The sequence below is a fragment of the Proteinivorax tanatarense genome, assembly GCF_040267685.1.
In the GTDB taxonomy this organism is placed as follows: Bacteria; Bacillota; Proteinivoracia; order Proteinivoracales; family Proteinivoracaceae; genus Proteinivorax; species Proteinivorax tanatarense.
Genome location: NZ_CP158367.1, coordinates 1,717,490 through 1,740,819, shown reverse-complemented (window position 1 = coordinate 1,740,819; position 23,330 = coordinate 1,717,490). Strand labels below are relative to the sequence as shown.

At 35.5% G+C, this 23,330-nt stretch carries 21 protein-coding genes and 6 tRNA genes; 20 read left to right on the top strand and 7 right to left on the bottom strand.

What is annotated here, in order from left to right:
- The first annotated feature begins 71 nt into the window (after window positions 1-71).
- The 14 genes from cmk (at window position 72) to spoIVA (ending at window position 13,484) form a co-directional block, all read left to right on the top strand.
- Entirely contained in the window at window positions 72-743 is a 672-nt protein-coding gene (gene cmk / locus PRVXT_RS08590; RefSeq protein WP_350342468.1) for a (d)CMP kinase, read from the top strand.
- The gene (locus PRVXT_RS08585) at window positions 743-1,306 is read left to right on the top strand and encodes a lysophospholipid acyltransferase family protein (RefSeq protein WP_350342467.1); all 564 of its coding nucleotides are present in this window, start codon (window positions 743-745) and stop codon (window positions 1,304-1,306) included. The genes cmk and PRVXT_RS08585 overlap by 1 nt, the downstream gene beginning before the upstream one ends.
- Window positions 1,306-3,237 carry a bifunctional 4-hydroxy-3-methylbut-2-enyl diphosphate reductase/30S ribosomal protein S1 gene (locus PRVXT_RS08580; RefSeq protein ID WP_350342466.1) on the top strand — a complete coding sequence of 644 codons (1,932 nt, stop codon included), beginning with the start codon at window positions 1,306-1,308 and terminating at the stop codon, window positions 3,235-3,237. The genes PRVXT_RS08585 and PRVXT_RS08580 overlap by 1 nt, the downstream gene beginning before the upstream one ends.
- Window positions 3,238-3,359: 122 nt before the next feature.
- Window positions 3,360-4,100, top strand: a complete 741-nt coding sequence (locus PRVXT_RS08575) for a DUF1614 domain-containing protein (protein ID WP_350342465.1) — start codon at window positions 3,360-3,362, stop codon at window positions 4,098-4,100.
- Between the two features lie 14 nt (window positions 4,101-4,114).
- Window positions 4,115-5,374 (top strand): stage II sporulation protein P, encoded by a 1,260-nt coding sequence (gene spoIIP / locus PRVXT_RS08570; protein WP_350342464.1) that lies wholly within the window; start codon window positions 4,115-4,117, stop codon window positions 5,372-5,374.
- Window positions 5,374-6,297, top strand: a complete 924-nt coding sequence (locus PRVXT_RS08565) for a YIEGIA family protein (protein ID WP_350342463.1) — start codon at window positions 5,374-5,376, stop codon at window positions 6,295-6,297. Before spoIIP ends, PRVXT_RS08565 begins: the two co-directional genes overlap by 1 nt.
- A 2-nt stretch (window positions 6,298-6,299) precedes the next feature.
- A complete protein-coding gene (locus PRVXT_RS08560) occupies window positions 6,300-6,503 on the top strand; it encodes a capping complex subunit for YIEGIA (RefSeq protein ID WP_350342462.1) in 204 nt (67 codons plus the stop codon).
- Between the two features lie 12 nt (window positions 6,504-6,515).
- Window positions 6,516-6,986: a DUF3189 family protein gene (locus tag PRVXT_RS08555; protein WP_350342461.1), complete on the top strand. Its 471-nt coding sequence runs from the start codon at window positions 6,516-6,518 to the stop codon at window positions 6,984-6,986.
- The gene (locus PRVXT_RS08550) at window positions 6,983-7,459 is read left to right on the top strand and encodes a DUF3189 family protein (RefSeq protein ID WP_350342460.1); all 477 of its coding nucleotides are present in this window, start codon (window positions 6,983-6,985) and stop codon (window positions 7,457-7,459) included. Before PRVXT_RS08555 ends, PRVXT_RS08550 begins: the two co-directional genes overlap by 4 nt.
- 50 nt (window positions 7,460-7,509) lie before the next feature.
- Window positions 7,510-8,823, top strand: a complete 1,314-nt coding sequence (locus tag PRVXT_RS08545; RefSeq protein ID WP_350342459.1) for a DUF512 domain-containing protein — start codon at window positions 7,510-7,512, stop codon at window positions 8,821-8,823.
- Window positions 8,808-10,127 carry a ribosome biogenesis GTPase Der gene (der, locus tag PRVXT_RS08540; RefSeq protein ID WP_350342458.1) on the top strand — a complete coding sequence of 440 codons (1,320 nt, stop codon included), beginning with the start codon at window positions 8,808-8,810 and terminating at the stop codon, window positions 10,125-10,127. The genes PRVXT_RS08545 and der overlap by 16 nt, the downstream gene beginning before the upstream one ends.
- Before the next feature lie 14 nt (window positions 10,128-10,141).
- Complete coding sequence (gene plsY / locus PRVXT_RS08535) at window positions 10,142-10,732, top strand: glycerol-3-phosphate 1-O-acyltransferase PlsY (RefSeq protein ID WP_350342457.1); 591 nt, start codon at window positions 10,142-10,144, stop codon at window positions 10,730-10,732.
- A gap of 14 nt (window positions 10,733-10,746) precedes the next feature.
- A complete protein-coding gene (locus PRVXT_RS08530) occupies window positions 10,747-11,775 on the top strand; it encodes an NAD(P)H-dependent glycerol-3-phosphate dehydrogenase (RefSeq protein ID WP_350342456.1) in 1,029 nt (342 codons plus the stop codon).
- A gap of 230 nt (window positions 11,776-12,005) precedes the next feature.
- Complete coding sequence (spoIVA, locus tag PRVXT_RS08525) at window positions 12,006-13,484, top strand: stage IV sporulation protein A (protein ID WP_350342455.1); 1,479 nt, start codon at window positions 12,006-12,008, stop codon at window positions 13,482-13,484.
- 269 nt (window positions 13,485-13,753) lie between these two features.
- Here spoIVA and PRVXT_RS08520 read toward each other — a convergent pair.
- A tRNA-Pro gene (locus tag PRVXT_RS08520) sits at window positions 13,754-13,830 on the bottom strand.
- A gap of 164 nt (window positions 13,831-13,994) precedes the next feature.
- Here PRVXT_RS08520 and rnhA point away from each other — a divergent pair.
- Window positions 13,995-14,453 carry a ribonuclease HI gene (gene rnhA / locus PRVXT_RS08515; RefSeq protein WP_350342454.1) on the top strand — a complete coding sequence of 153 codons (459 nt, stop codon included), beginning with the start codon at window positions 13,995-13,997 and terminating at the stop codon, window positions 14,451-14,453.
- Between the two features lie 100 nt (window positions 14,454-14,553).
- Here the strand turns inward: rnhA and PRVXT_RS08510 are convergent, their stop codons facing one another.
- The gene (locus tag PRVXT_RS08510) at window positions 14,554-15,114 is read right to left on the bottom strand and encodes a hemerythrin domain-containing protein (protein WP_350342453.1); all 561 of its coding nucleotides are present in this window, start codon (window positions 15,112-15,114) and stop codon (window positions 14,554-14,556) included.
- 181 nt (window positions 15,115-15,295) lie between these two features.
- On the opposite strand from PRVXT_RS08510, the gene PRVXT_RS08505 reads away from it, so the two are divergent.
- The 5 genes from PRVXT_RS08505 to PRVXT_RS08485 all read left to right on the top strand — a co-directional run bounded on the left by PRVXT_RS08505 (window position 15,296) and on the right by PRVXT_RS08485 (window position 22,715).
- Window positions 15,296-16,543: an acetylornithine/succinylornithine family transaminase gene (locus tag PRVXT_RS08505; RefSeq protein WP_350342452.1), complete on the top strand. Its 1,248-nt coding sequence runs from the start codon at window positions 15,296-15,298 to the stop codon at window positions 16,541-16,543.
- A 1,522-nt stretch (window positions 16,544-18,065) separates the two neighbouring features.
- On the top strand, window positions 18,066-19,256 hold the full coding sequence (locus PRVXT_RS08500; protein WP_350342451.1) for an IS481 family transposase: 1,191 nt from the start codon (window positions 18,066-18,068) through the stop codon (window positions 19,254-19,256).
- Window positions 19,257-19,553: 297 nt separating this feature from the next.
- On the top strand, window positions 19,554-20,003 hold the full coding sequence (locus PRVXT_RS08495; RefSeq protein WP_350342450.1) for a type II toxin-antitoxin system RatA family toxin: 450 nt from the start codon (window positions 19,554-19,556) through the stop codon (window positions 20,001-20,003).
- Window positions 20,004-20,287: 284 nt separating this feature from the next.
- Window positions 20,288-21,688: a sodium/glutamate symporter gene (locus tag PRVXT_RS08490; RefSeq protein WP_350342449.1), complete on the top strand. Its 1,401-nt coding sequence runs from the start codon at window positions 20,288-20,290 to the stop codon at window positions 21,686-21,688.
- Window positions 21,689-21,944: 256 nt separating this feature from the next.
- Complete coding sequence (locus PRVXT_RS08485) at window positions 21,945-22,715, top strand: CheR family methyltransferase (protein WP_350342448.1); 771 nt, start codon at window positions 21,945-21,947, stop codon at window positions 22,713-22,715.
- Between the two features lie 141 nt (window positions 22,716-22,856).
- On the opposite strand, the gene PRVXT_RS08480 is transcribed toward PRVXT_RS08485, so the two are convergent.
- The 5 genes from PRVXT_RS08480 to PRVXT_RS08460 form a co-directional block, all read right to left on the bottom strand.
- Window positions 22,857-22,932 (bottom strand) — tRNA-Lys (locus PRVXT_RS08480).
- Between the two features lie 17 nt (window positions 22,933-22,949).
- Window positions 22,950-23,025: transfer RNA gene (locus tag PRVXT_RS08475), tRNA-Gln, on the bottom strand.
- 6 nt (window positions 23,026-23,031) lie between these two features.
- Window positions 23,032-23,117, bottom strand: a tRNA-Tyr gene (locus PRVXT_RS08470).
- Between the two features lie 4 nt (window positions 23,118-23,121).
- Window positions 23,122-23,197 (bottom strand) — tRNA-Thr (locus PRVXT_RS08465).
- 11 nt (window positions 23,198-23,208) lie between these two features.
- A tRNA-Pro gene (locus PRVXT_RS08460) sits at window positions 23,209-23,285 on the bottom strand.
- Between the last annotated feature and the right edge of the window lie 45 nt (window positions 23,286-23,330).

Here is a 23,330-nt window from a genome sequence, read left to right as displayed (position 1 = left end):
TATAGAGGAAAACTTAATTTAATGTCGAATTGGTTTAGTTAGGGTTTAGAAAAATAGGGAGGGAGACCACAGTGAAGCCCATTCAAATAGCCATTGACGGTCCAGCCGGAGCTGGGAAAAGTACGGTGGCAAAGCGTTTAGCAAAAAAACTTAAATATTGTTATATCGATACAGGAGCAATGTACAGAGCATTAACTCTAAAAGCAATAAAGAAAAAACACGATTTAAATTCTAATGAATGTATTAAAACTTTGTTGTCTAACACAGAAATCACTATTAAAAACATTCGAAGCGAAAATCATATATATTTAGACAATAAAGATGTTACTTACGAAATAAGGCAGCCAGAGATAAGCAATAACGTTTCGAACATTGCCAAAATCCCAGAGGTTAGGGATTATATGTTAACTCTGCAAAGGCAAATGGCCAATTGTGGAAAGGTAGTTATGGAGGGCAGAGACATAGGAACTGTTGTATTGCCGGAGGCCGATATTAAATTTTTTCTTACTGCTTCATTGGAGGCACGCGCTCATAGGAGGTTTTTAGAACTAGAAAAAAAAGGATACAGTGTTGATATAGACTCAATTGCTCAAGAAATAGCAATTCGAGATAAAATTGACACAAAAAGACAAAGTGCTCCATTGTTAAAGGCTGATGACGCTATTGAAATTGATACTTCTAATTATGATATAGATGAAGCTGTAGAAGTGTTGATAACAGAAATTAAAAAGAGGTTAGACTGATGTTATATAAAGTTTTAAAAATCATTTTATACCCAATATTTAATTTGGTGTTTCCTTATAAAGTTTATGGTAAAGATAATATACCAAAGGGTGGTAAATATATAGTAGCGTCAAATCATATTAGCTTGTTAGATCCTATTTACTTGGTTATGGTTTTTCCTAAAATTATAAATTTTATCGGAAAAAAAGAACTATTTGATAAACCTATATTAGGAGCATTTCTAAGAGGAGTACATGTAATATCAGTTGATAGAAGTACCATTGACAGAAATGCTGTAAGACATTCCCTGGAAGTGTTGAACAACAATGAAATTTTAGGAATTTTTCCTGAAGGAACAAGAAGCAAGGATCTTAAGCCATTACCTCCCAAACCGGGAGTCGCCCTATTTGCGTTAAAGGGGGAATGTCCAATAATTCCTGTAAGACTTCAAGGTCCTGTCAAACCTTTTAGAAAAAACAATATTTATATAGGGGAACCCTTTTATTTAGATAGGAAAAAAGGTAACATGAAATTTCAAGCTCGATATATAATGAAAAACATTATCAAGTTAGGTGATGAATAATGGAAATAAAAGTAGCAAAACATAGTGGCTTTTGCAAAGGTGTAAAGGATGCTGTTAAGCTAGCCGAAAGTAATAGTAAAGACGAAACATATACTTTAGGACCGTTGGTTCATAATCCTGATGTTATAGATTACTTTGAAAAAAGGGGAGTATATCAAAAAAATGACCCTTTACAGATAAAAGATAGCAAAGTAATACTTCGCTCCCATGGAGTTGGTCCTAACATTATAGAAATTTTAAAAAACAATAATAATAAGATAATAGACGGAACATGTCCCTTTGTAGGCCGAGTACAAAAGTTAGTTAATGAAATGAATAAAGAAAAAATTCCTGTGCTAATCATGGGAGATGAGAAACATCCTGAAATTATCGGTATAAAGCAATGGGCTGAAGACACTGCAATTATAATTAACAAAGAGGAACAGGCTAGGAATATTGACATAAAGCCCCCTTTTGGAGTGGTAGCACAAACAACTTTTTCTATAGATAAATTTAAGACAATGTTGGAAATACTAAAAGAAAAGTATCATAAAGAAGAGATTATAATACACAACACTATTTGTGCTGCAACAGAGTTGAGACAAAAGTCTGTAAAAGAGCTTGCTTTAGAGGTAGATTTAATGCTAGTTATAGGGGGTGAAAATAGCTCTAATACAGCGAAATTAAAAGATATTTGCATACAATCTGGTGTAAAAACATATCTAATTCAAAATTATAAAGATATAAATCCCCTTTGGTTTGATGACGCAAAAGTAGTTGGCATAGCCGCAGGGGCATCAACGCCAGAATGGAGTATAAAGGAGGTCTATAGTATGGTTAAAGAAATTGAGACAAAAGAGTTGGAAGTTGGAAAAGAGTTAGAAGGTGAAATAGTTAAGGTGACAGATGAGGAGGTTCTGGTAAGTATAGGAGATAAAGCAGAAGCTACTCTTCCTAAAAATGAATTCTCTTTGCTAAAAGTAGATAATCTACAAGAGGTTGCCAAAGAGGGAGATAAAGTAAAAGTAATCATTAAAGATATTGATGATGATGGTAACGTCATATTATCTAAAAGACAATATGACGATATCCATGTTTGGGAAAAACTTGAGCAAGATCTGGAAAATAAAGCCGTTTTAACTGGAAAAGTATTAGAAGAAGTTAAAGGTGGAATAACTATAGACGTTGGTGCTAGAGGGTTTATGCCAGCTTCTCTTATCGATACAAACTATATTGAGGATCTTTCCACTTTAGTTGGAGAGGAGTTAGAGTTTATAGTTAAAGAGCTAGATAAAGAAAAAAATAAAATTATTTTGTCCAGAAAAGATTTATTGTTAGCAGAAAAAGCAAAAAATGAAGAAAAAGCATTAGAAAAAATTGAACCAGGTCAAAGAATTACAGGCACAGTGCGTAGAATTACTGACTTTGGTGCATTTGTTGACATCGGCGGTGTGGATGGATTGGTTCATGTTTCCAATATATCCTGGTCTAGAGTAAAACATCCATCAGATGTTTTAGAGGTGGGCCAGCAAGTAGAGGTTGAAGTTCTTGATGTTAAACCAGAGGAAAAAAGAATAGGATTAAGCATAAAAGCTACTCAAAAAAGTCCTTATGACCAAGCTATGGAAAAACTAAATGTTGGTGATATAGTTGACGGTAAAGTAGTTAGACTTACAGGATTCGGAGCTTTTGTAGAAGTCGTAGATGGTGTAGATGGCTTGGTACATATTTCACAAATTTCCGAAGAGCATATAAGTAATCCAAGTGAAATATTAGAGGTTGGGCAAGAAGTAAAAGTTAAAATTTTAGATGTTAAACCAGAAGAAAAAAGAGTTAGCTTAAGCATTAAAGAAGCCCAACCTAAAGAAAACTTTGACGAGTATGCTGAAACTGAAAACCTAGAAGTTAATTTAGGTGAACGTTTTAAAGATCTATTTGATAAGAAAAAATAGAATACTATAAAATAAAAATGCGGGAATTCCCCGCATTTTTATTTTTTTATCAAAAACATACATACCTTATTATCGCTAAGGAAAATATATTTAATGAACAACAAGCAAAAGGAGGAAAAAACATGCCAGTTGGACCTATTGTTCTCACAATAGTTGCAGTGTTAGTATTTTTTGGTTTTGCCCAGAGGATACTAGATAGATTGAGATTAACCGATAAAGCAGCTCTAGCGTTTATAGCTGCTATGTTTATAGGAGCCTACTTGCCGGATATTCCGTTAGGTAATAATTTAGGGATAAATATCGGTGGTGGCTTGGTTCCATTAATTTTGGTAGGTTATTTGTTTTATAAAGCAAACACAACAAAAGAGCGAGTAAGAGCAGCTATAGCATCCTTAGTGGCAGCAGTAGCGGTATGGGGTGTAGAGAGATATATGCCTGAAGAGCCAGGAGCTATGGTTATAGACCCATTATATATGTATCCAATCGTTGCTGGTATAGTAGGGTATTTAGCTGGACGCTCCCGAAGAAGTGCGTTTATAGCAGGAATAATGGGTGTGGTGCTAACAGATATTTTCTATGTAGTGTCAGTAGCCATAGACGGAGGTGAAGCATCAACTGTTATAGGCGGAGCAGGAATTTTTGATTCTGTAGTAATTGCCGGTATATTAGCTGTAGCTTTAGCAGAACTCATAGGAGAAACAAGAGAAAGGATTCAAGGAGGACCAAGCGAAGACCGGCCTGAAGAGTTAAAGAAAAACCTTAAAGGCGTAGAGTTAGCTAATATGCTAAAGAAAGATGATAAAAAAACAAAAGGAAAAGTTGCATCCTTAGATGAGAAACGCAAAAAAGGCAAAAAAAAGTAGGGGGTTTACAAAGCATGAGAAAATTAGGTTCGATTATCATTATAATGATTTTATTGCTTATGACTCCAATTCTGTTTACTGAAAAAACTAATGTAGTCGAAGCAGACAATATTATAGAAGATTTTTTTGATCTTGCCTCTCAAACAGAACTAAGGGAAGGTCAGTACTATACAATGTACGGACCTGAGGATGAAGTGGTTATGAAAACGGCTAGGATTATACATGTTGACGATCGTTTTATTTGCTCTGACAATAATCTTTATGAGGTATACCAAGTAGACAATGAACAGTTAAGAGCTGATGCTCGTTTAGTGAAGGAGGTTACTTTAAGGAATTTTGAGTATCAAGAAAGTAGTCCTAGTTTTATTACAGGCTTAAGATCTAGAATTGCTTTTGTTTCTTCTGCACAAGGAGAAAACAACGGTCAAGGTCCCATAGCGATATATCATACACACTCAGACGAATCTTATGTTCCAACAGACGGTACTGAAAGTATAGATGAAGATGGCGGGATTTTTGACGTTGGAGAAAGGTTTAAAGATGAGATGGGAGATAGGGGATATGAAGTTATTTTTTCTGAGCAAGCCCATGATCCTCATGACTCAGGAGCTTATAAAAGATCTAGAAGAACGGTGGAAGAACTTTTAAAGGAAAACCCAGCAGCTCTTTTTGATGTTCACCGTGATGCCGTACCTGAAGAACAGTATGCAGGAGAAGCGGATGGAGAAGAGGTAGCTCAAGTCATGTTAGTAGTAGGCCAACAAAATCAAAACATGGCAGAAACTGAAAGGTTTGCAGAGTCATTAAAAGCTACTGGAGATGAACTACATCCAGGTCTAATGAAAGGTATATTCATGGCTAATGGTTCTTATAATCAAGACTTATCGCCTAGGGCTATTTTGTTAGAAGTTGGAACCTACACTCAAGAGAAAGAGTTGGCAAAAAAGGGAATAACCGCTTTTGCAGATGTGGTTGAGCAGGAAATATATAATGGTCAAGCCCAAAATGGGGAGGGAGAAGGTGATGGACAAGCAGGTATTTTGGCGGACCCAGGCGATGGAGGAGACGCTGGTGGGGGACTTGGAACTGCAGGTAGAAGTATTTTATGGATTTTAGGTATAGCAGCAGTAGGTGGGATAGCATTTTTAGTAATAAACAGTGGTGGAATTGGTGAAGTTGGAAGTAAATTAAAAAACTTCACTACTAAAGAATTTGCAAATCAACTGAAAAAACAAAAAAAAGACAAAGATAAAAAAGATGATGGTGATAAGTAATGGACCAATATCTATATATTGTTGCTTTTTCAACTTTTGTGGGCACTTTATCTCGTTTCATAATGTTGAAAACAGACTATCGACAATACCCAACAAACCCACACGGTTCATTAATTCATTTATCTTTAGGATTTATAGCAGCAGCACTTGGGTCGGTGGCAATACCGGCTCTAATTGATCAAGACTTTGCTGCTGTAACTTTTCTGGCTTTGGCAGCTCAACAATTTAGAGAAATTAGAAACATGGAGCGAGAAACATTACAAAAACTTGAAGTTACTGAACTGGTTCCCCGAGGGGAAGACTTTATAGAAGGAGTTGCTAGAGCATTTGAGGCAAGAAATTATTTGGTCATTTTGATAGCCATCTTTACCAGCCTTGTGACCACTTTAATCATAGAGTTTACAACAATTTACTGGGGTCTTTTAGGTGGTGCAGCTATAGCAGTTTGCCTAATTTATGGAGCACTTAAATTGATGGAAGGAGAACGGATAATTGATATAGCTGATGTTGACCAAGCTGAGATTAGATTTGATGATGCAAATCTTTTTGTAGATGACATTCAAATTATGAATATTGGTCTTAAGGAAGCTAAAGAAACGATTTTGGAAAAAGGGTTAGCAGTAATGATAAAACCCAAAGATGCCGATGCGGTTGCAACTTTAGGAAACGTCGGACAAAGACAGGCACTAGTTCATATCGCTTCAAAACTTATGGGTATATATAAAGATGTGGACACTCCGGAGTTTACTCCCTTAGCTAGAAGAAATGAAGATAATGGTTATGTAGCACTATATATAGTTCCCACCCATGGCACTATTGAAGATTTAATAGATGCTGTAGAAAGGACCCCTGTTCTAGAAAGTGCCATTGCAAAGCCTAGCTTATCAGGAGTTGGTAGGCACATTAAACAGGAGGAGGGTTAGCTATGAGTACAGAATTAGTTAGAGTGATAGTTGCTATAGTGGTAACAGAAGACAGTAAAGATAAAGTTATTCAAGGAGGTATGGCACCTATATTTATAGCTAAAAATAAGGAAGAACAGCAAAAAATCTCCATGTATATTTCTAGAATAACCATGTCTGTGCTTCATGACTTAGAAAATGGAGTGTTAATGCTAGTAAAACATTAGGGGGAGTTAGGATTGAAAATAATCTATAATTGCTATGGAGGTTCCCACTCTTCAGTTTTATCTGGTTACGTACATTGTGGTCTTATAGAAAAACACAAAGTACCTAAAGCTAAAACACTTTTATCTTTAGCTTTCTATGATTCACAAAAGGCAGGCGACCATGGTGTTCTTCAATTTATAGGAACAGATTATCGGGGAAACTTAGTTTATTCAGTGGGTCTAGAAAGTGAACCAGAATTTTCCCAAAAATGTGTCAAAAATATTGCGGCGGTTATGGGAGTAAATAGCGATGAATATATTTTTGTTAACACAATGCCTGCAGTAAACTGGCATATGCGAATAGGAGGATTTTTATCTAGGGCTTTAGGATTAAAAGCAGTTGGTCGCCCTTTGGTTATCTTTGGTACCCAAAGGGCTTTTTTTAATATTGTAAATCTAGTAGAACAAAATATAAAAGAGCTAGAGGAGGGAAAACAAAAATGAAAATTTTCTATTACTGTTACGGTGGAGCACATAGTTCTGTAGTAGCAGCAGCATTGCATTTAAAGATAATTTCCCCTCCTTTAACAAAAGAAAAAATATTAAAACTCCCCTACTTTGATTTAACCATTCCCGAAAATCGAGGGATACCAATTAAATTAGGGGAAGATAAAAAAGGTAATAAAATATATTTTGTTGGTTTAGGAAAAAATAAAAAGCTGATTGTGAAATTTGCAGAAAACTTTTTAGCAGCCCATAAAATTAGAGACGATAATTATATATTGATAGATTGCCTAGTGAATATTTCTTTTTACGTTAAACTGGGTGGCTTTATATCTAAAGTTTTAAATTTTAAAACATTAGGCACATCAATAACTGCAACAGGCATAATAAATTCAGAGGAAGAATTGATAAAAGCAGTTGATGCAGCAAAACAAATAAGTTCAGGAAACACCAATATCTTGACTAAAATATAGTTTTATATGATAATTAAACATGTTATAACAAACAGAGGTGAAACTATATAATGAAACATAAAATAAAAGATACAGCAACCAACTCAATTGCTCATCAGCTGAAAATAAAAAAGGGAGATTTTCTTGTAGCAATAAATGATCAAGTTCCAGAAGATATAATTGATTATAACTTATTACAAACAGAAGAATATATTAGTCTTTGTATTGAAAAATCCAATGGTGAACAATATATTTTTGAAATTGAAAAAGAATTTCACGAAGATCTAGGAATAATTTTTGAAAATCCAGTATTAGATAAAATCAAGAGCTGTCACAATAACTGTGTTTTTTGTTTTATAGATCAACTACCACTAGGGATGAGAAAGACTTTAGGGGTTAAAGACGATGATTACCGCATATCTTTTTTATATGGTAATTATGTAACCTTGACTAATTTGACACAACAAGAGATTTCAAGGATTATTAAGTTAAATCTAAGCCCTTTATACATATCCATACATGTCAGCGAAGATGAAACTAGAGAAAAACTAATGGGAACTCCCAAAGCAAAAGGAATAACCCAAATTTTAAATAAATTATCCAATGCAGGTATTGATTTTCACGGACAATTGGTTTTATGTCCAGGCTTAAATGATGGAAAACATCTAGAAAAAACTTTAACGGATTTAGAAGAATTAATTCCTAGTCTTCTATCTTTATCGGCGGTTCCTGTAGGATTGACATCACACCGAACTAGTTGCTTCCCGCTTAAAAAGTTTAATAAAGAAGAAAGTAAAAAAGTAATACAAGTTATTGACTATTATAGAAATAGATATAAAAGAAAGTGTGGAAAATCAATAATTTACGCTGCTGACGAATTCTACGTTAATTCACAGACTGATATCCCTTCAAAGGAATATTATGAAGATTATCCTCAGTTAGAAAATGGAATTGGAATAATTTCATTATTTATGGAAGATTTAAAATTAGTCAAAAAAAGTTTGCCTAAGGTTCATAAAAAATGGCAGCTAACCTTAGTTACATCAAAGTCGGCATATAATTATGTTAAAAGTCTGGATTCTACATTAAATAGAATTTCCAATGTAAATAGTCAATGCATCATGGTAGAAAATTCGTTTTTTGGAAGTTCAATAACTGTAGCAGGACTTTTAACTGGGCAGGATATATTTAACTCTCTTAAAGATAAAATATCAGGAGATATAATTTTTATTCCTCGAAGTTGCTTAAAAGATGATAACCCAATTTTTTTAGATGGTTGGACATTAAATGAGTTAGAGCAAAAACTTAACACTAAGATAAAAGCTGTAGATCAGCCTAGTGAGATTATAGAAATTTTAGGAGGGAAAAAATGGGACTACCAGTAGTAGCTATAGTAGGAAAACCTAACGTTGGAAAATCAACTTTGTTTAATAGATTGGTATCAGAGCGACTTGCCATTGTAGAGGATAAGCCTGGGGCCACTAGGGATAGGCTTTATAGTAAGGCCCAATGGTTAAACAATAGTTTTTATGTAGTTGATACCGGAGGTATGGTTTTTGAAAAGGAAGACTCTTTAGCAGGTGAAGTAACAAAACAAGCACAAATAGCTGTTGATGAATGTGATGTGATAATTTATGTTGTAGATGGGAGAGTTGGAGTTACAGCTGAGGATCAGTACATAGCGTCTATTTTAAGAAAAGTAAATAAACCCGTAGTTTTAGCTGTGAATAAAATTGAAGAGTATAAAAAACAAGAAAGTGACATATATGAGTTCTATACTCTGGGATTTGACTCCTTAACTGCTATTTCAGCATCTAATGGTTTAGGAGTTGGAGAACTATTAGATGAAATTGTCGATAATTTCCCCGCAGGCTCACCTGCAGAAGAGGATGAAGATAGTTTAAAGTTAGCGTTTATCGGAAAACCAAACGCAGGAAAGTCTTCGATGGTAAATAGATTATTAGGGGAAGAAAGAGTAATTGTTAGCGATATCCCAGGAACTACAAGGGATGCTATAGATAGTAAATTTATCTATGAAGACAAAGAATACATTTTAGTAGATACTGCTGGTTTGCGTAGAAAAAGTAAAATTTCTGAGGGAATTGAGTATTATAGTGTACTTCGTGCCATAAGAAGTATAGAAAGGTGTAATGTTGCTCTTTTAGTAATTGATGCAGAAGATGGTATAACAGAACAGGATAAAAAAATAGCAGGTATTGCCCATGAACAAGGGAAGCCAACGATTATCACCGTAAATAAATGGGATTTAGTTCAAAAAGATAATCAAACTACTAATGATTTTACAAAAGAAGTTAGAAGAGAACTACCTTTTTTACATTATGCTCCAATCCTTTTTGTGTCTGCTAAGACAGGTCAAAGAGTTATTAAGCTTATATCTATGTCTGAGGAAGTGTATGAAAATGCCTGTACTAGAATACCAACAAGCTTACTTAATGAAATCATCATAGAAGCTACATCTATAACTCCACCTCCTTCAGATAAAGGAAAGAGGCTGAAAATAATGTACTCAAGTCAAGTGTCAGTAAATCCACCTTTTTTTGTTATGTTTGTAAATGACCCTGATTTAATGCATTTTTCATATCTTAGGTTTTTAGAGAATCAACTACGAGAAACTTTTGGATTTAAGGGGACTCCGATAAGGATAGGTGTAAGACAAAGAAGTGAATAAAAGGAGGGATAACATTGCTTAATTGGCTATGGATAATTGTAAGTTATATTATCGGTTCAGTTTCATTTGCTTATATTGTTTCTAAACTTCATTCCGGTATAGACATTAGAAATTATGGTAGCGGAAATGCAGGAGCTACAAATGTTCATAGGGTTTTAGGAATCAAGGCTTTTGCGGCGGTATCAATATTGGACATTTTAAAAGGATACTTTGCAGTTGCAATTGCTATATCATTATTTGACAATGAATTATTAATAATTTTTTCAGCTCTTGCTGTAATTATTGGACATAACTGGCCGATTTTTCTTAATTTTAAAGGGGGAAAAGGTATAGCTTCAACATTGGGTGTAATAGCAGCTTTGTCATTTACTTCTTTTATAATTTTAGTTGTTCTTATGGCTACTATTATTTATATTACTAGATATATGTCTTTGGCATCACTTGTTGCTACTTTGATAGCACCGTTTTTAATTATGTTATTAGTAGATAATGGTGCTTATTATACTGTACTCACATTTATTTTAACAATTTTAGCATGGTTTACCCATCGGCAAAATATTGCAAGACTTTTAAACGGTCAGGAAAGGAAAATTGGTGATATTTAAAGGAGGGAGTAACATTGAGAAAAATTTCAATTTTAGGAGCAGGAGGTTGGGGAACAGCGCTGGCAACAAGCTTTGCTAAAAACGGCAGAAAAGTTTCTTTGTGGACTAGAACGGAAGAATCTGCAAAGAACCTAAATAAAGTTCGTGAAAATATTAAATATTTACCAGGTGCTATTATTCCCGCTAATGTAGAAATAACCTCATCTATAGATAAATGTATTGCTGAAAGTGAAATAGTTGTAATTGTGACGCCGTCTTCGGCTGTTCGAGTTATCTGTGAAAAAATCAAAAATACAATACCAAAAGAAACTATTATTGTTACAGCTTCTAAGGGATTTGAGCAAAACTCCCTTTTGCGGATGTCTGAAGTTATACAGGATGTATTAGGGGAAAATCACCCTGTTGCCGTTTTGTCAGGGCCCAATCATGCGGAAGAAGTGGGCAAAGATATACCCACTGCAACTGTAGTAGCAGCCAAACAAAAAGAAGTTGCTGAAGCTGTACAGGATGCATTTATGGGACCTAAACTTAGGGTTTATACCAACCCTGATGTTGTCGGTGTAGAAACTGGTGGGGCATTAAAAAATATAATAGCATTAGGAGCTGGAATTTCAGATGGCTTGGAATTTGGTGACAATACCAAATCTGCCTTACTAACACGGGGGTTAACAGAGATAGCTAGGTTGGGAGTAGCAATGGGTGGTGAAAAAATGACCTTTGCAGGACTTTCTGGCATAGGAGATCTAGTAGCCACTTGCACTAGCCAACATAGCAGAAACTGGCGAGCAGGCAACTTACTAGGCCAAGGGAAAAGTTTAGAAGAAATCTTATCAGAAACTAATATGGTTGTTGAAGGTGTTAAAACAGCTAAAAGTGTAAATCATTTAGCGGAAAAGTATGGAGTAGAAATGCCTATATCTAAGCAAATTTATAAGGTGTTATTTGAGGATAAAGACCCTAAAGAAGCAGTTACTGACTTGATGCTACGGGGTAAAACAAAAGAAATTGAAGAAGTAGTAATGCCACAAGATGGAAACTGGTAAAAACTAGAAGGGCTGTCATAAAAATATCTTAAAAATATTTTGGACTAGCCCTTTTTTAGTTTGTGTTTTTTGGGTAGCCTCCTTACTTACATGCTTTATTTTATATATTAGGCGAAATAAAAAAATAGCTCTATTTATTTTATTTGTAATAATAGTATTGTGAAGGCATATATATACAATAAAAAGTTTGTAAGTTAATTTGTAATTTTTTTAGGAGGAGGTAATGTAAGGTGGCTGAATTTGATCTTTATAAAGACATCGTAGAACGAACTGGTGGAAACATTTATTTGGGTATAGTAGGTCCTGTTCGAACTGGGAAATCAACTTTTATTAAAAAGTTTATGGAACAGCTAGTGTTACCAAACATAGAAAATGAAGGTGAAAAAGAAAGAGCTAAGGACGAACTGCCTCAAAGTAGTGGTGGAAGGACTATAATGACTACTGAACCGAAATTTATACCTGAAAATGCAGTAACTGTTACTATAAACGATAATTTACACATGAACGTAAAACTAGTTGATTGTGTGGGTTATACTGTACCTAAGGCTTTTGGTTATTCAGATGAGAGAGGGGAAAGAATGGTATCCACCCCTTGGTTTGAGGAAGAAATACCATTTCAACAGGCTGCTGAGTACGGAACAAGAAAAGTCATCACCGACCATTCAACGATTGGAGTTGTAGTTACCACCGATGGAAGCTTTTCAGAAATGGATAGAAGTGACTATATCGAAGCAGAAGAAAGAGTAATTGCCGAACTACAGGAAATTAACAAGCCTTTTATTGTGCTATTAAATTCTTCTGACCCTACAGGAGAGCATGCAATGTTATTGAAACACGACTTAGAGGAAAAATACAAAAGACCGGTGGTTCCCATGGATGTTTCTCGATTAGCAGTAGATGATATAAATGAGATACTGCAGGAGGCATTATTTGAGTTTCCAATAGTAGAAGTAAAGATAAAGATGCCTAACTGGGTAGAAACGTTAGAGCAAGACCATTGGCTGAGAGAGGAATTCGATGCTATAGTTAAGCATTTTATGGAAAAACTTGAAAAAGTAAGAGACTTAGATAGTGGTATAGCGGAGGTTAGAGGTAAAGAATTTTTAGAGAATATCAACCTAGATGATGTTGATTTAGGAACTGGTCAAGCTAAAATTAGAATGGAATGCCCTGAAGATTTATTCTATAAAATCACCTCAGAACAAACAGGATTAGAACTAAAGGGCCCTGAAGACTTATTAACACAGTTAAGAGAGTTAGTAAAAGTAAATAAAGATTATCAAGCTATTCAAGGAGCATTGACACAAGCAAAAGGTACTGGTTATGGTGTAGTGCCACCTCAGCTGCAAGAGATGAGTTTAGATGAACCTGAAATTGTCAGACAAGGGAGTCGCTTTGGTGTCAAATTAAAAGCTAGTGCTCCGTCTATTCATATGATTAGAGTAGATGTTGAATCGGAATTTGCTCCTGTAGTTGGGACTGAGAAACAAAGTGAGGATCTAGTTAATTATATTATGGATGAATTTGAAGAAAACCCAGAGAAAATTTGGGAATCTAACATATTTGGAAAATCACTCCATGACCTAGTTAAAGGTGGTATTCAAGGGAAATTAGATAATATGCCACCAAGTGCCCAAGAAAAACTTCAGGAAACTTTAGAAAAGATAATTAACGAAGGTAATGGAGGGCTAATAGCTATAATTTTATAAAAAAAAACCAGCAAAAGCTTATTGGCTTTTGCTGGTTTTTTTAAACTATAGCTTAGCTAGTATTCCAAATGGGTTCTTTTAAAGGATTTAAGTTAAGTTTTATAATCCTAGAAAATTGACAGTATGCTAAAATACGTTGTGAAAATTACAACTTGAAGCGGTGAATATGTAAATAATATCTGTAAATTATCATTGTTTGGATGACTAATTAAACTTAAGCACAAAAAAAGTCCTTGAAAATCAAGAACTTTACTTTTTAAAATTAGTAATGGTCGGACTGACAGGATTTGAACCTGCGACCCCCACACCCCCAGCGTGGTGCGCTACCAAACTGCGCTACAGTCCGATATTATTTGCAATACAACAATAAATATAATACAATAGTTTCAAAGATTTGTCAATAGAACAGTAATGAAAAGAGGGGAAATAGAGGTAAAAAATTAATGTGATTTGTTATGTAATATCTAAAATTTAAAGTGTATCAGTCATAAAAAGAAGGAAGTGAAAATCATGAAGGAAATTGAACTTTATACAGATGGAGCTTGTTCTGGTAATCCAGGCCCAGGAGGATATGGGTTTGTACTGAAATACAAAGAACACATAAAAGAAAAATCTCAGGGTTATGCTTCTACAACCAATAATCGAATGGAGCTTATGGCGATAATAAAGGGGTTGGAATCTTTAAAAGAAAGTTGTAATGTAAAGGTTTATTCTGACTCTAAATATATAGTAGATGCCATTAACAAAAAATGGGTCTATAAATGGGAAAAAAATAATTGGTTAAGATCCAATAATAAACCAGCATTGAATTCAGATTTATGGAAAAGACTATTGGAATTAGTGGAAAAACATAATGTGGAATTTAATTGGGTTAAAGGCCATGCGGGTCACCCAGAAAACGAACGTTGTGACCAGCTAGCAACCTCAGCAATTAAAGAAACACCTTTAATAGAAAGAGATACAGTTTAAACATCATTTTCGCTAACAGGCTGTAGGCCCCACTTAACAACTGATGGGAATCCAAAGATTGCAAGTGGGACAACAGGCAGTTAAAACCTAATTGTTTTATTTAACGAACTCCCGTACTAACTTTCTTTTCTAAATCTGCTGCCATTTGATGATATCTTTTTACTGTATCTGATTTTTCTTTTTCATATTTTTCAACTGTAGAATTAAGTTCTTCAATAGTATGGTCATCTAAACTACGCAAAGCAAACTTAAATATAGCATTATCTTCTTTGTCGATATGCCTTTTTAAAAGGTCGGTATAAGCTATTGCATTGGCTATTATATCAACTCTTGCACCATTATTCCCGTTTTGATGATTTTCTAACGCGTATTCTAAGTTGCTTATAAACAGCCTACCTAGATCGTGCTCTGCATACATACCACTAAGAGGTTCTTTAACATCTTCTTCCGATAGGTGCTTATGCATTAAATAAAATAACATTTCCTCTTCTTTGCCGTGATGATGCTTGTCAGCAAAGTTGCGAACAAAATCTATAGCATTAGTAAAGAAGTCATAATCAACCTTATTACTGTCTAAAAGTGTAATAGAAGCTGCTCTTATTGCAGATAAAACCTTTTTAATTACTTTATGCTCTTCTATCATTAGTTCAATTGCATTCATATTGTAACCCTCCATTATTTTATTTATGGTTATAGTTTATACATCAATAGTAATTTTATAAATGATTTAAATCACATTGGTAAAATTAGGGTTTATTGCTAACGAAATAATAAAATGGTATACTTTGAATATAAAATGTAATAATATTACTTTGTAAAAATATAATAAGGGAGGTAAAATGATGGCTGACTCCATTGAAAAAACTTTAAGTCAATATGAAGAATATGTCAATCCAGCCATGGCAAGATTGTTTAAATTCATGGGTTTGGCAAACACCGAAGAAAAGGCTGACGGAATATACATCTATGATAACGAAGGGAAAAAGTACATAGATTGCTTAGGTGGCTATGGATCGATAAATGTGGGGCATTGTAATAGTCAGGTTGTCGGAGCGGTAAAATCTCAACTAGATAAAATGGCTCTTTCTTCAAAAATACTTATTAATCGACCAATGGCCCAGTTAAGTGAGTTGTTAGCAGATATTACTCCTGGCGACCTTAAATACTCTTTTATTTGTAATAGTGGTACTGAAGCTGTTGAAGGAGCTTTAAAGCTTGCGAAAATCGCAACAGGCAAAAAAGAAGTAATTGCCACTAAAGGTGGTTTTCATGGCAAGTCTTTAGGAGCACTTAGTGCAACAGGAAGAGACTTGTTTAAAGAACCGTTTATGCCACTGTTGCCTGGTTTTAAGCATGTACCTTTCGGTGATATTGAAGCAATTGAAAATGAGATAAATCAAGAAACAGCAGCGATAATTATAGAAATAATACAGGGTGAAGGCGGGATAATAGTTCCTCCCAATAATTATGTTAAACAGCTGCGAAAGTTATGTGACCAAAACAACATTTTGTTAATTGTTGATGAGGTTCAAACAGGTATGGGAAGGACAGGTAAAATGTTTGCTTGTGAGCATTATGATATTACCCCAGATATTATCTGCCTCGCCAAAGCTCTTGGTGGGGGTGTTATGCCTATTGGTGCATATGTAGCAACAGATAAGCTTTGGGAAAAGTATATAGATGCTCCTATGCTACACACATCTACTTTTGGTGGTAATCCTTTGGCATGTGTTGCAGCAATGGAAACTATTAAATTTATACAGGAAAAGGACTTAATAGAAAAAACTGCTGAAAACGGTGAGTATTTTTTAAATGGTCTACGAAAATTGGAAAATAAATATCCCGACTTAATAGAGGAAGTTAGAGGAATGGGGTTGTTATTAGGTCTTGAATTTACAAAAGAAGGTATCGGTGGGATGTTAATGAGCGAGTCCATTGAGAGGGGACTTTTAGTAGCATATACCTTAAATAATGAGAAAATAATTCGCATTGAGCCTCCTCTAACTATTACAAAGGATGAGATAGATAAGGTGCTGTCCATACTTGAAGAAGGGTTACAAGCCACGCAACCATTTGTTGAAGATTTATAAGAATAGTAGTGTGAAGTGTTTTGAGTAGTGAGTAGTGTGAAGTGAGAGGTTAGAAGTGGGACCCATTTGGGCTTCGATGTCCGCAGGCAATAAATTACCTGCTACGTTGGGGATGGTATAGATATGCAGGAGATAGGTGTTTTCGATAGTTTAGGTAGTAAAGGGGAAACACACTCCTTAGAAACAGTATGCAATTGCTACAGTATATGTAACGTCCTAAAACGCAGAGAGGATTTATTCCCCCGAGGAAACAGTATCTACAGTATGTAGCGTTCCAAAAAGTAGAGGGGAATTCATTCCCCGGGATAAGAGGAAGATTAGCATAAATTTGCTGAAGCCTAAGCTAATAGTTTTGAGTAGTGAGAAGTGTTTTGAGTAGTGAGAAGTGAGAGGTTAGGAGTGGGAACCATTGGGCTTCGATGTCCGCAGGCAATGAATTACCGTTTGAGTAGTGTGAAGTGAGAAGTGGGACCCATTTGGGCTTCTATGTTCGCAGGCAATGAATTACCTGCTACGTTGGTGGTGGTATAGATGTGCTGTGGATGGGTGTTTTTCGATAGTTTAGGTAGTAAAGGGGAAACACACTCCCTAGAAACAGTATGCAATTGCTACAGTATATGTAACGTCCTAAAACGTAGAGGGGAATTCATTCCCCCGAGGAAACAGTATCTACAGTATGTAGCGTTCCAAAACGTAGAGGGGAATTCATTCCCCGAGATAAGAGGAAGATTAGCATAAATTTGCTGAAGCCTAAGCTAATAGTTTTGAGTAGTGAGAAGTGTTATGAGTAGTGAGAAGTGGGAGCCATTTGGGCTTCTATGTCCGCAGGCAATGAATTACCTGCTACGTTGGTGGTGGTATAGATGTGCTGTGGATGGGTGTTTTTCGATGGTTTAGGTAGTTAAAGGGAAACACACTCCTTAGAAACAGTATGCAATTGCTACAGTATATGTAACGTCCTAAAACGCAGAGAGGATTTATTCCCCCGAGGAAACAGTATCTACAGTATGTAGCGTTCCAAAACGTAGAGGGGGATTCATTCCCCGGGATAAGAGGAAGATTAGCATAAAGTTGTGGAATCCTAAGCTAATAGTTTTGAGTAGTGTGAAGTGAGAAGTTAGAAGTGGGAGCCATTTGGGCTTCTATGTTCGCAGGCAATGAATTACCTGCTACGTTGGTGATGGTATAGATGTGCTGTGGATGGGTGTTTTTCGAGTTTAGGTAGTAAAGGGGAAACACACTCCCTAGAAACAGTATGCAATTGCTACAGTATATGTAACGTCCTAAAACGTAGAGGGGAATTCATTCCCCGGGATAAGAGGAAGATTAGCATAAATTTGCTGAAGCCTAAGCTAATAGTTTTGAGTAGTGAGAAGTGTTTTGAGTAGTGAGAAGTGAGAGGTTAGAAGTGGGAGCCATTTGGGCTTTGTTCGGTCAGGACATGGTTAACAAAAATGGTCCAACACATGGTTAACAAATCATATAAAATGTTAGGTGAAAATTCATAAGGAGGTTTCACCTAATGCCATGGGAGGAGAAAAGTAAAGTGGATCAAAGAGAAGAGTTTGTTAACCGTGCACTAACCGAAAAAATATCTTTTACAGACCTATGTGCTGAATATGGCATAAGTAGAAATACAGGTTACAAGTGGAAACACAGGTATGAACAATATGGGCTTCAAGGATTAAGGGACCTAAGTAAAAGGCCCAAGGAGAGCCCCCAAAAGTTATCAGAAGACTGCATTATAAAAATACTAAATATTAAACATGCTCACCCCTCCTGGGGAGCCCGTAAGATACAAAAGATTTTCGAAAAAAATTATCCTTTTGAAAGCGTACCTTCTGAAAGTAGCATAAAAAGAATTTTTGAAAAAGCTGGGTTAGTTAAAAAAAGAAGAGTTAAAAGAGCTGATACTAACCAAGATGCGCTTAGGCAGCTTATCCAGCCTGAAAAACCTAACGATGTTTGGTCGGTCGACTTTAAAGGTTGGTGGTACTCCACTGATAACAAAAAATGTGACCCCTTAACTATCAGAGACGACGATAGTAGATACCTTCTTGCGACACGATTATTGCAAAGACAAGCCACAGAACCTGTAAAAGAAGTGTTTGAAGAGGTATTTAAAAAGTATGGCCTTCCAAAAACCATTAGAAGTGATAACGGCACACCTTTTGCGCATAGAGGGAGTTTATTAGGACTAACTAGGTTATCAGCTTGGTGGATGTCACTGGGAATTATTCCAGATAGGACAGAAGTTGCCAAGCCTCAGCAAAATGGCGGTCACGAAAGAATGCACAGAGATCTAAAAGCTGAGGTCCAAAAAATTAATAACAGTACTTATTCCCACAACCAAAAGATAGTTGAAGAATGGAGAAGAGAGTTTAATCATGTAAGGCCTCATGAGGCACTAGACTATCAAACGCCAAGTGATAGGTACACGCCATCTGAAATTAAATATAATGGCAATGTGGATGAGATTATTTATCCGGTCAGTTTTGAGCGAAGGAAGGTAAATTCAAACGGTGCAGTGAAAATCAAATCCATAGAAATAACATTAAGTTATGCGTTATATGGCTATCACGTTGGCTTGAGTCAAAAAGATGAACATAACAGACTAAATGTTTGGTTTAACAGATTTTTATTAGGTGAAATTGACTTGCAAACCTATAAGTTTTACACTATTCAAAATGAAGAAAATAACAAGAAGTGTTAACCATGTCCTGAACCAAAAGTGTTAATCATGTCTTGAACCTGTACCCTTCGATGTCCGCAGGCAATAAATTACCTGCTACGTTGGGGATGGTATAGATATGCAGGAGATAGATGTTTTCGATAGTTTAGGTAGTAAAGGGGAAACACACTCCTTAGAAACAGTATGCAATTGCTACAGTTTATGTAACGTCCTAAAACGTAGAGGGAATATATCCCGGGAAAATAGTATCTACGGTATATGTAGCGTTCCAAAACGTAGAGGGGAATTTATTCCCCGGTATTAGAAAGGAGGGTAGTTATGCCATATATAGAGTCTAGTATAAATATTGATACAAAGGATATAGAAAAGGTATATAAGATCGTCAGTGACATGGAAGGGTATCCTAATTTCATGGAAAATGTAAATTCCGTAGAAGTTATTGAACAAGGGGAAGGTTTTACAATTACCCAATGGAAAACAGTTTTAAAAGGCAAACCTTTTAATTGGAAGGAAAAAGATCTTTTTGATCCAAATAATTATATAATAACGTACTCTCTGGTAGAAGGGGACCTTAAAAAGTTTGAAGGAAGTTGGAAGCTAACAACGGAAGATGATCAAACTAGGGTAACATTAGATGTAGATTTTGAATTTGGTGTTCCTATGATTGCTTCACTTTTAAATCCAATTGCAAAAATCATCATAAAACAAAACTGTGATGATATGCTTTCAGCAATCAAACAAGAAATTGAAGATTCCTCAGTAGCCTAGGGCTATTGAGGAATCTTCTGTTTTATACTCTTGTAAATACTTTTAAAAGTTATAACAGATAATACAATATAGGGAGCTTGTATAAAATAAATGATTTCATTGCTGTTAAATACAGGTAGGAAAAAGTTACAATGAGTTAAACTACACTTAAGCCTAGCAATTTTGTAGTTAATTTTAGTAGGTTTAACTAGCAATCAGGGTGGGGAAAAGCTAATTTCATTGATTGAAGTTTTATTTTACAATTTGTATTCTATATAACTAAAGAACAAAAGGGAGGTTTTTATATGACAGCAGGCGCAATAGGATTTAGTTTATTATTATTAGGATTATTATTAGTTATAGGAAAATTAATCAGAATTAAAACCCCTATTTTGCAGAACTTATTTCTACCTAGTTCCTTGATAGCTGGTTTTTTAGCTTTGATACTAGGGCCAGAAGTTTTAGGACATTTTGATTTGTCACGTATTAGTCTGTGGTTTGAGGCAGGACTGTTCCCCGAATATAGCTTGACCACATGGAGCGCTCTGCCTTCGCTAATGATAAATATAGTGTTTGCAGCTCTTTTTTTGGGACAAGCACTTCCAAGCTTAAATAAAGTGTGGAAACTTGCCGGACCTCAAGTAGTACTAGGCTATATTATCTCTTTTGGCCAGTATGTAGTGGGGCTTTTACTTGTAATTTTATTTTTAGGTCCTGTATTTGACGTTAGCCCTTTAGCAGGTGCGTTAATTGAAATTGCTTTTGTAGGAGGCCATGGAACTGCAGCAGGTTTAGGGAATACCTTTGCAGAAATGGGCTTTGAAGATGGTGAAGCTTTAGCTATAGGTCTGGCAACAGTTGGAGTGCTGGGTGGCGCAATAATAGGCATAACTTTTATTAATTTAGGGATAAGAAAAAATAAGCTCAGCATAAAAAATAATATAAATTCAAGGGACGATATCGAGAAAAAAGGATTAACGGAGTTAGATCAAAGAAGCCCGGCTGGCTACTTAAGTACAAGGGCAGAGTCAATAGAGCCTTTGTCACTTCACTTTGGATATATAGCTGTATCAATTTTGATTGGATACGCAATTTTACAAGGCTTTATATTGATAGAGGCAGCTACTTGGGGAGCCATCACAGGAGTGTACCTATTTATTTATGTGCCGTTATTTCCACTAGCAATGCTTGGAGGGATAATAACTCAGTTTATGTTGGACAAAACAGACAAATACAACACCCTAGATGCTGATTTAATAGCTAGAATACAAGGTTTTGCCCTTGATATTTTAATAGTTAGTGCATTGGCAACTCTTAATCTTTCGGTAATTGCCGACAACATAATCCCTTTTACAGTTCTAGCGTTAGGAGGTATTCTATGGACCACCTTTGCCTTTTGGCTTCTTGCACCTAAAATTCTGCCGTCTTATTGGTTTGAGAGGGGCATTGGTGATTTCGGTCAGTCAATGGGGGTAACAGCAACAGGACTTATGCTAATGCGAGTAGCTGATCCTGAAAATAAATCCCCAGCACTTGAATCATTTGGCTATAAACAGTTGATGTTTGAACCATTTGTAGGAGGAGGACTTTTTACTGCAGCTTCTGTGCCTTTAATTCATCAATTTGGACCGATTAGTATACTTATATTCACAGGTTTAGTTACTTTGATACTTCTAGCTTTTGGACTGTTTTTCTTTAAAAAATAATATATAAAATATTTAATAAAATGTCTGCTTTCAAACAGAGTTATTTCGTTTAAAGCAGACATTTGCATTTTGTACTATCCAAGTTATTCTAAACAGACAAAACAGAAGATAAGAGAAACTTTTGAAGTTTCACTTAATAACGGAGTAATTTTCAAACAAAAACTATTAACTTTACTATTCTTCAATTAAAAAAGGATTTAACCATAAAATATAGAATAAATAATAAAGTTAAAATACATACTGGGAGGACTTATATATGCTAACAGAACAAAACTATAATGACTTTACTACCAAAGTATTTAAAATAACAGGAATTGATCTAAGTAATTATAAAGAAAAACAGATGAAACGGCGGTTAGATTCCTTGATCGAAAAAAGGTCACTAGCTAGCTATGATGAGTATATAAAACTGATTAAAACATCTCCACAAGCGCTAGAAGAATTCTTGGATCGAGTAACGATAAATGTTTCAGAGTTTTTTCGTAACAGAGAGCGTTGGGAGGTACTAGAACAAAAGGTATTGCCATTAATTGCCAATGGAAAAGATAAAATTAGAGTGTGGAGCGCCGCTTGTTCCTCAGGCCAAGAACCATATTCACTGGCCATGCTTTTTGAAAATAAAGGGTTAAAATACGAAATATTAGCAACTGATATAGATGAGAAAATATTAAGTAAAGCCAAAAAAGGAGTGTATAACTTAAAAGAAAAATCTGGCATTCCTAGTCGATATGATAAGTATATAGACGTTGACAATAATCAGTTTTCAGTAGATCCAAAGTTGAAAAGAAACATAAGTTTTGATAAACATAATCTTTTAGAGAATAAGTATCCTGGAAATTTTGACTTAATACTTTGTAGAAATGTAATGATATATTTTAAAGAATCAACTAAAAAAGACATATATAAAAGATTTAATCACTCGTTAAATGATAATGGTATATTATTTGTGGGAAGTACCGAACAAATATTCTTTGCTGATAATCTAGCTTTTAAGTCTTTAGATACCTTTTTTTATAAAAAAATTTAGTTTTAAAGTTTTAAGTTAATATAAAAATCCGATTAATTTATTTGTCCTTGAGTAGGGCATAGATTAGTCGGATTTTATATTCTTTACATATAAAAAAAGTGTGTTAAGATATACTATCTTAACACACTTAAATAATCTTTATGGTGAGCCATCCGCGATTCGAACACGGGACACCCTGATTAAAAGTCAGGTGCTCTACCGACTGAGCTAATGGCTCGCAATTAGCAAAAAAAATGGCTGGGCCGGCAGGACTCGAACCTACGCATGCGGGAGTCAAAGTCCCGTGCCTTACCGACTTGGCGACGGCCCAACGTTATGGTGGAGAGGACTGGATTCGAACCAGTGAAGGCGGAGCCAGCAGATTTACAGTCTGCCCCCTTTGGCCAACTCGGGAACCTCTCCCAATTGGAGCCGACGATGGGACTCGAACCCGCAACCTGCTCATTACAAGTGAGCTGCTCTGCCAATTGAGCTACGTCGGCTAATCATTCACTGGTCGGGGCGGAGGGATTTGAACCCCCGACCCTCTGGTCCCAAACCAGATGCGCTACCAAACTGCGCTACGCCCCGACAACGATATCTAGTATAAAACATTTTTAAACCGCAGTCAAGGGG

Bases quoted from the DNA above. Each gene is read 5' to 3' on its own strand.
- PRVXT_RS08585 (WP_350342467.1), top strand. From the start codon at position 743: ATGTTATATAAAGTTTTAAAAATCATTTTATACCCAATATTTAATTTG.
- PRVXT_RS08505 (WP_350342452.1), top strand. From the start codon at position 15,296: ATGGCTGACTCCATTGAAAAAACTTTAAGTCAATATGAAGAATATGTC.
- PRVXT_RS08485 (WP_350342448.1), top strand. From the start codon at position 21,945: ATGCTAACAGAACAAAACTATAATGACTTTACTACCAAAGTATTTAAA.
- PRVXT_RS08550 (WP_350342460.1), top strand. From the start codon at position 6,983: ATGAAAATTTTCTATTACTGTTACGGTGGAGCACATAGTTCTGTAGTA.
- spoIIP (WP_350342464.1), top strand. From the start codon at position 4,115: ATGAGAAAATTAGGTTCGATTATCATTATAATGATTTTATTGCTTATG.
- PRVXT_RS08575 (WP_350342465.1), top strand. From the start codon at position 3,360: ATGCCAGTTGGACCTATTGTTCTCACAATAGTTGCAGTGTTAGTATTT.
- PRVXT_RS08565 (WP_350342463.1), top strand. From the start codon at position 5,374: ATGGACCAATATCTATATATTGTTGCTTTTTCAACTTTTGTGGGCACT.
- PRVXT_RS08500 (WP_350342451.1), top strand. From the start codon at position 18,066: ATGCCATGGGAGGAGAAAAGTAAAGTGGATCAAAGAGAAGAGTTTGTT.
- PRVXT_RS08580 (WP_350342466.1), top strand. From the start codon at position 1,306: ATGGAAATAAAAGTAGCAAAACATAGTGGCTTTTGCAAAGGTGTAAAG.
- der (WP_350342458.1), top strand. From the start codon at position 8,808: ATGGGACTACCAGTAGTAGCTATAGTAGGAAAACCTAACGTTGGAAAA.
- PRVXT_RS08545 (WP_350342459.1), top strand. From the start codon at position 7,510: ATGAAACATAAAATAAAAGATACAGCAACCAACTCAATTGCTCATCAG.
- PRVXT_RS08495 (WP_350342450.1), top strand. From the start codon at position 19,554: ATGCCATATATAGAGTCTAGTATAAATATTGATACAAAGGATATAGAA.
- PRVXT_RS08510 (WP_350342453.1), bottom strand. From the start codon at position 15,114: ATGAATGCAATTGAACTAATGATAGAAGAGCATAAAGTAATTAAAAAG.
- PRVXT_RS08560 (WP_350342462.1), top strand. From the start codon at position 6,300: ATGAGTACAGAATTAGTTAGAGTGATAGTTGCTATAGTGGTAACAGAA.
- rnhA (WP_350342454.1), top strand. From the start codon at position 13,995: ATGAAGGAAATTGAACTTTATACAGATGGAGCTTGTTCTGGTAATCCA.
- PRVXT_RS08490 (WP_350342449.1), top strand. From the start codon at position 20,288: ATGACAGCAGGCGCAATAGGATTTAGTTTATTATTATTAGGATTATTA.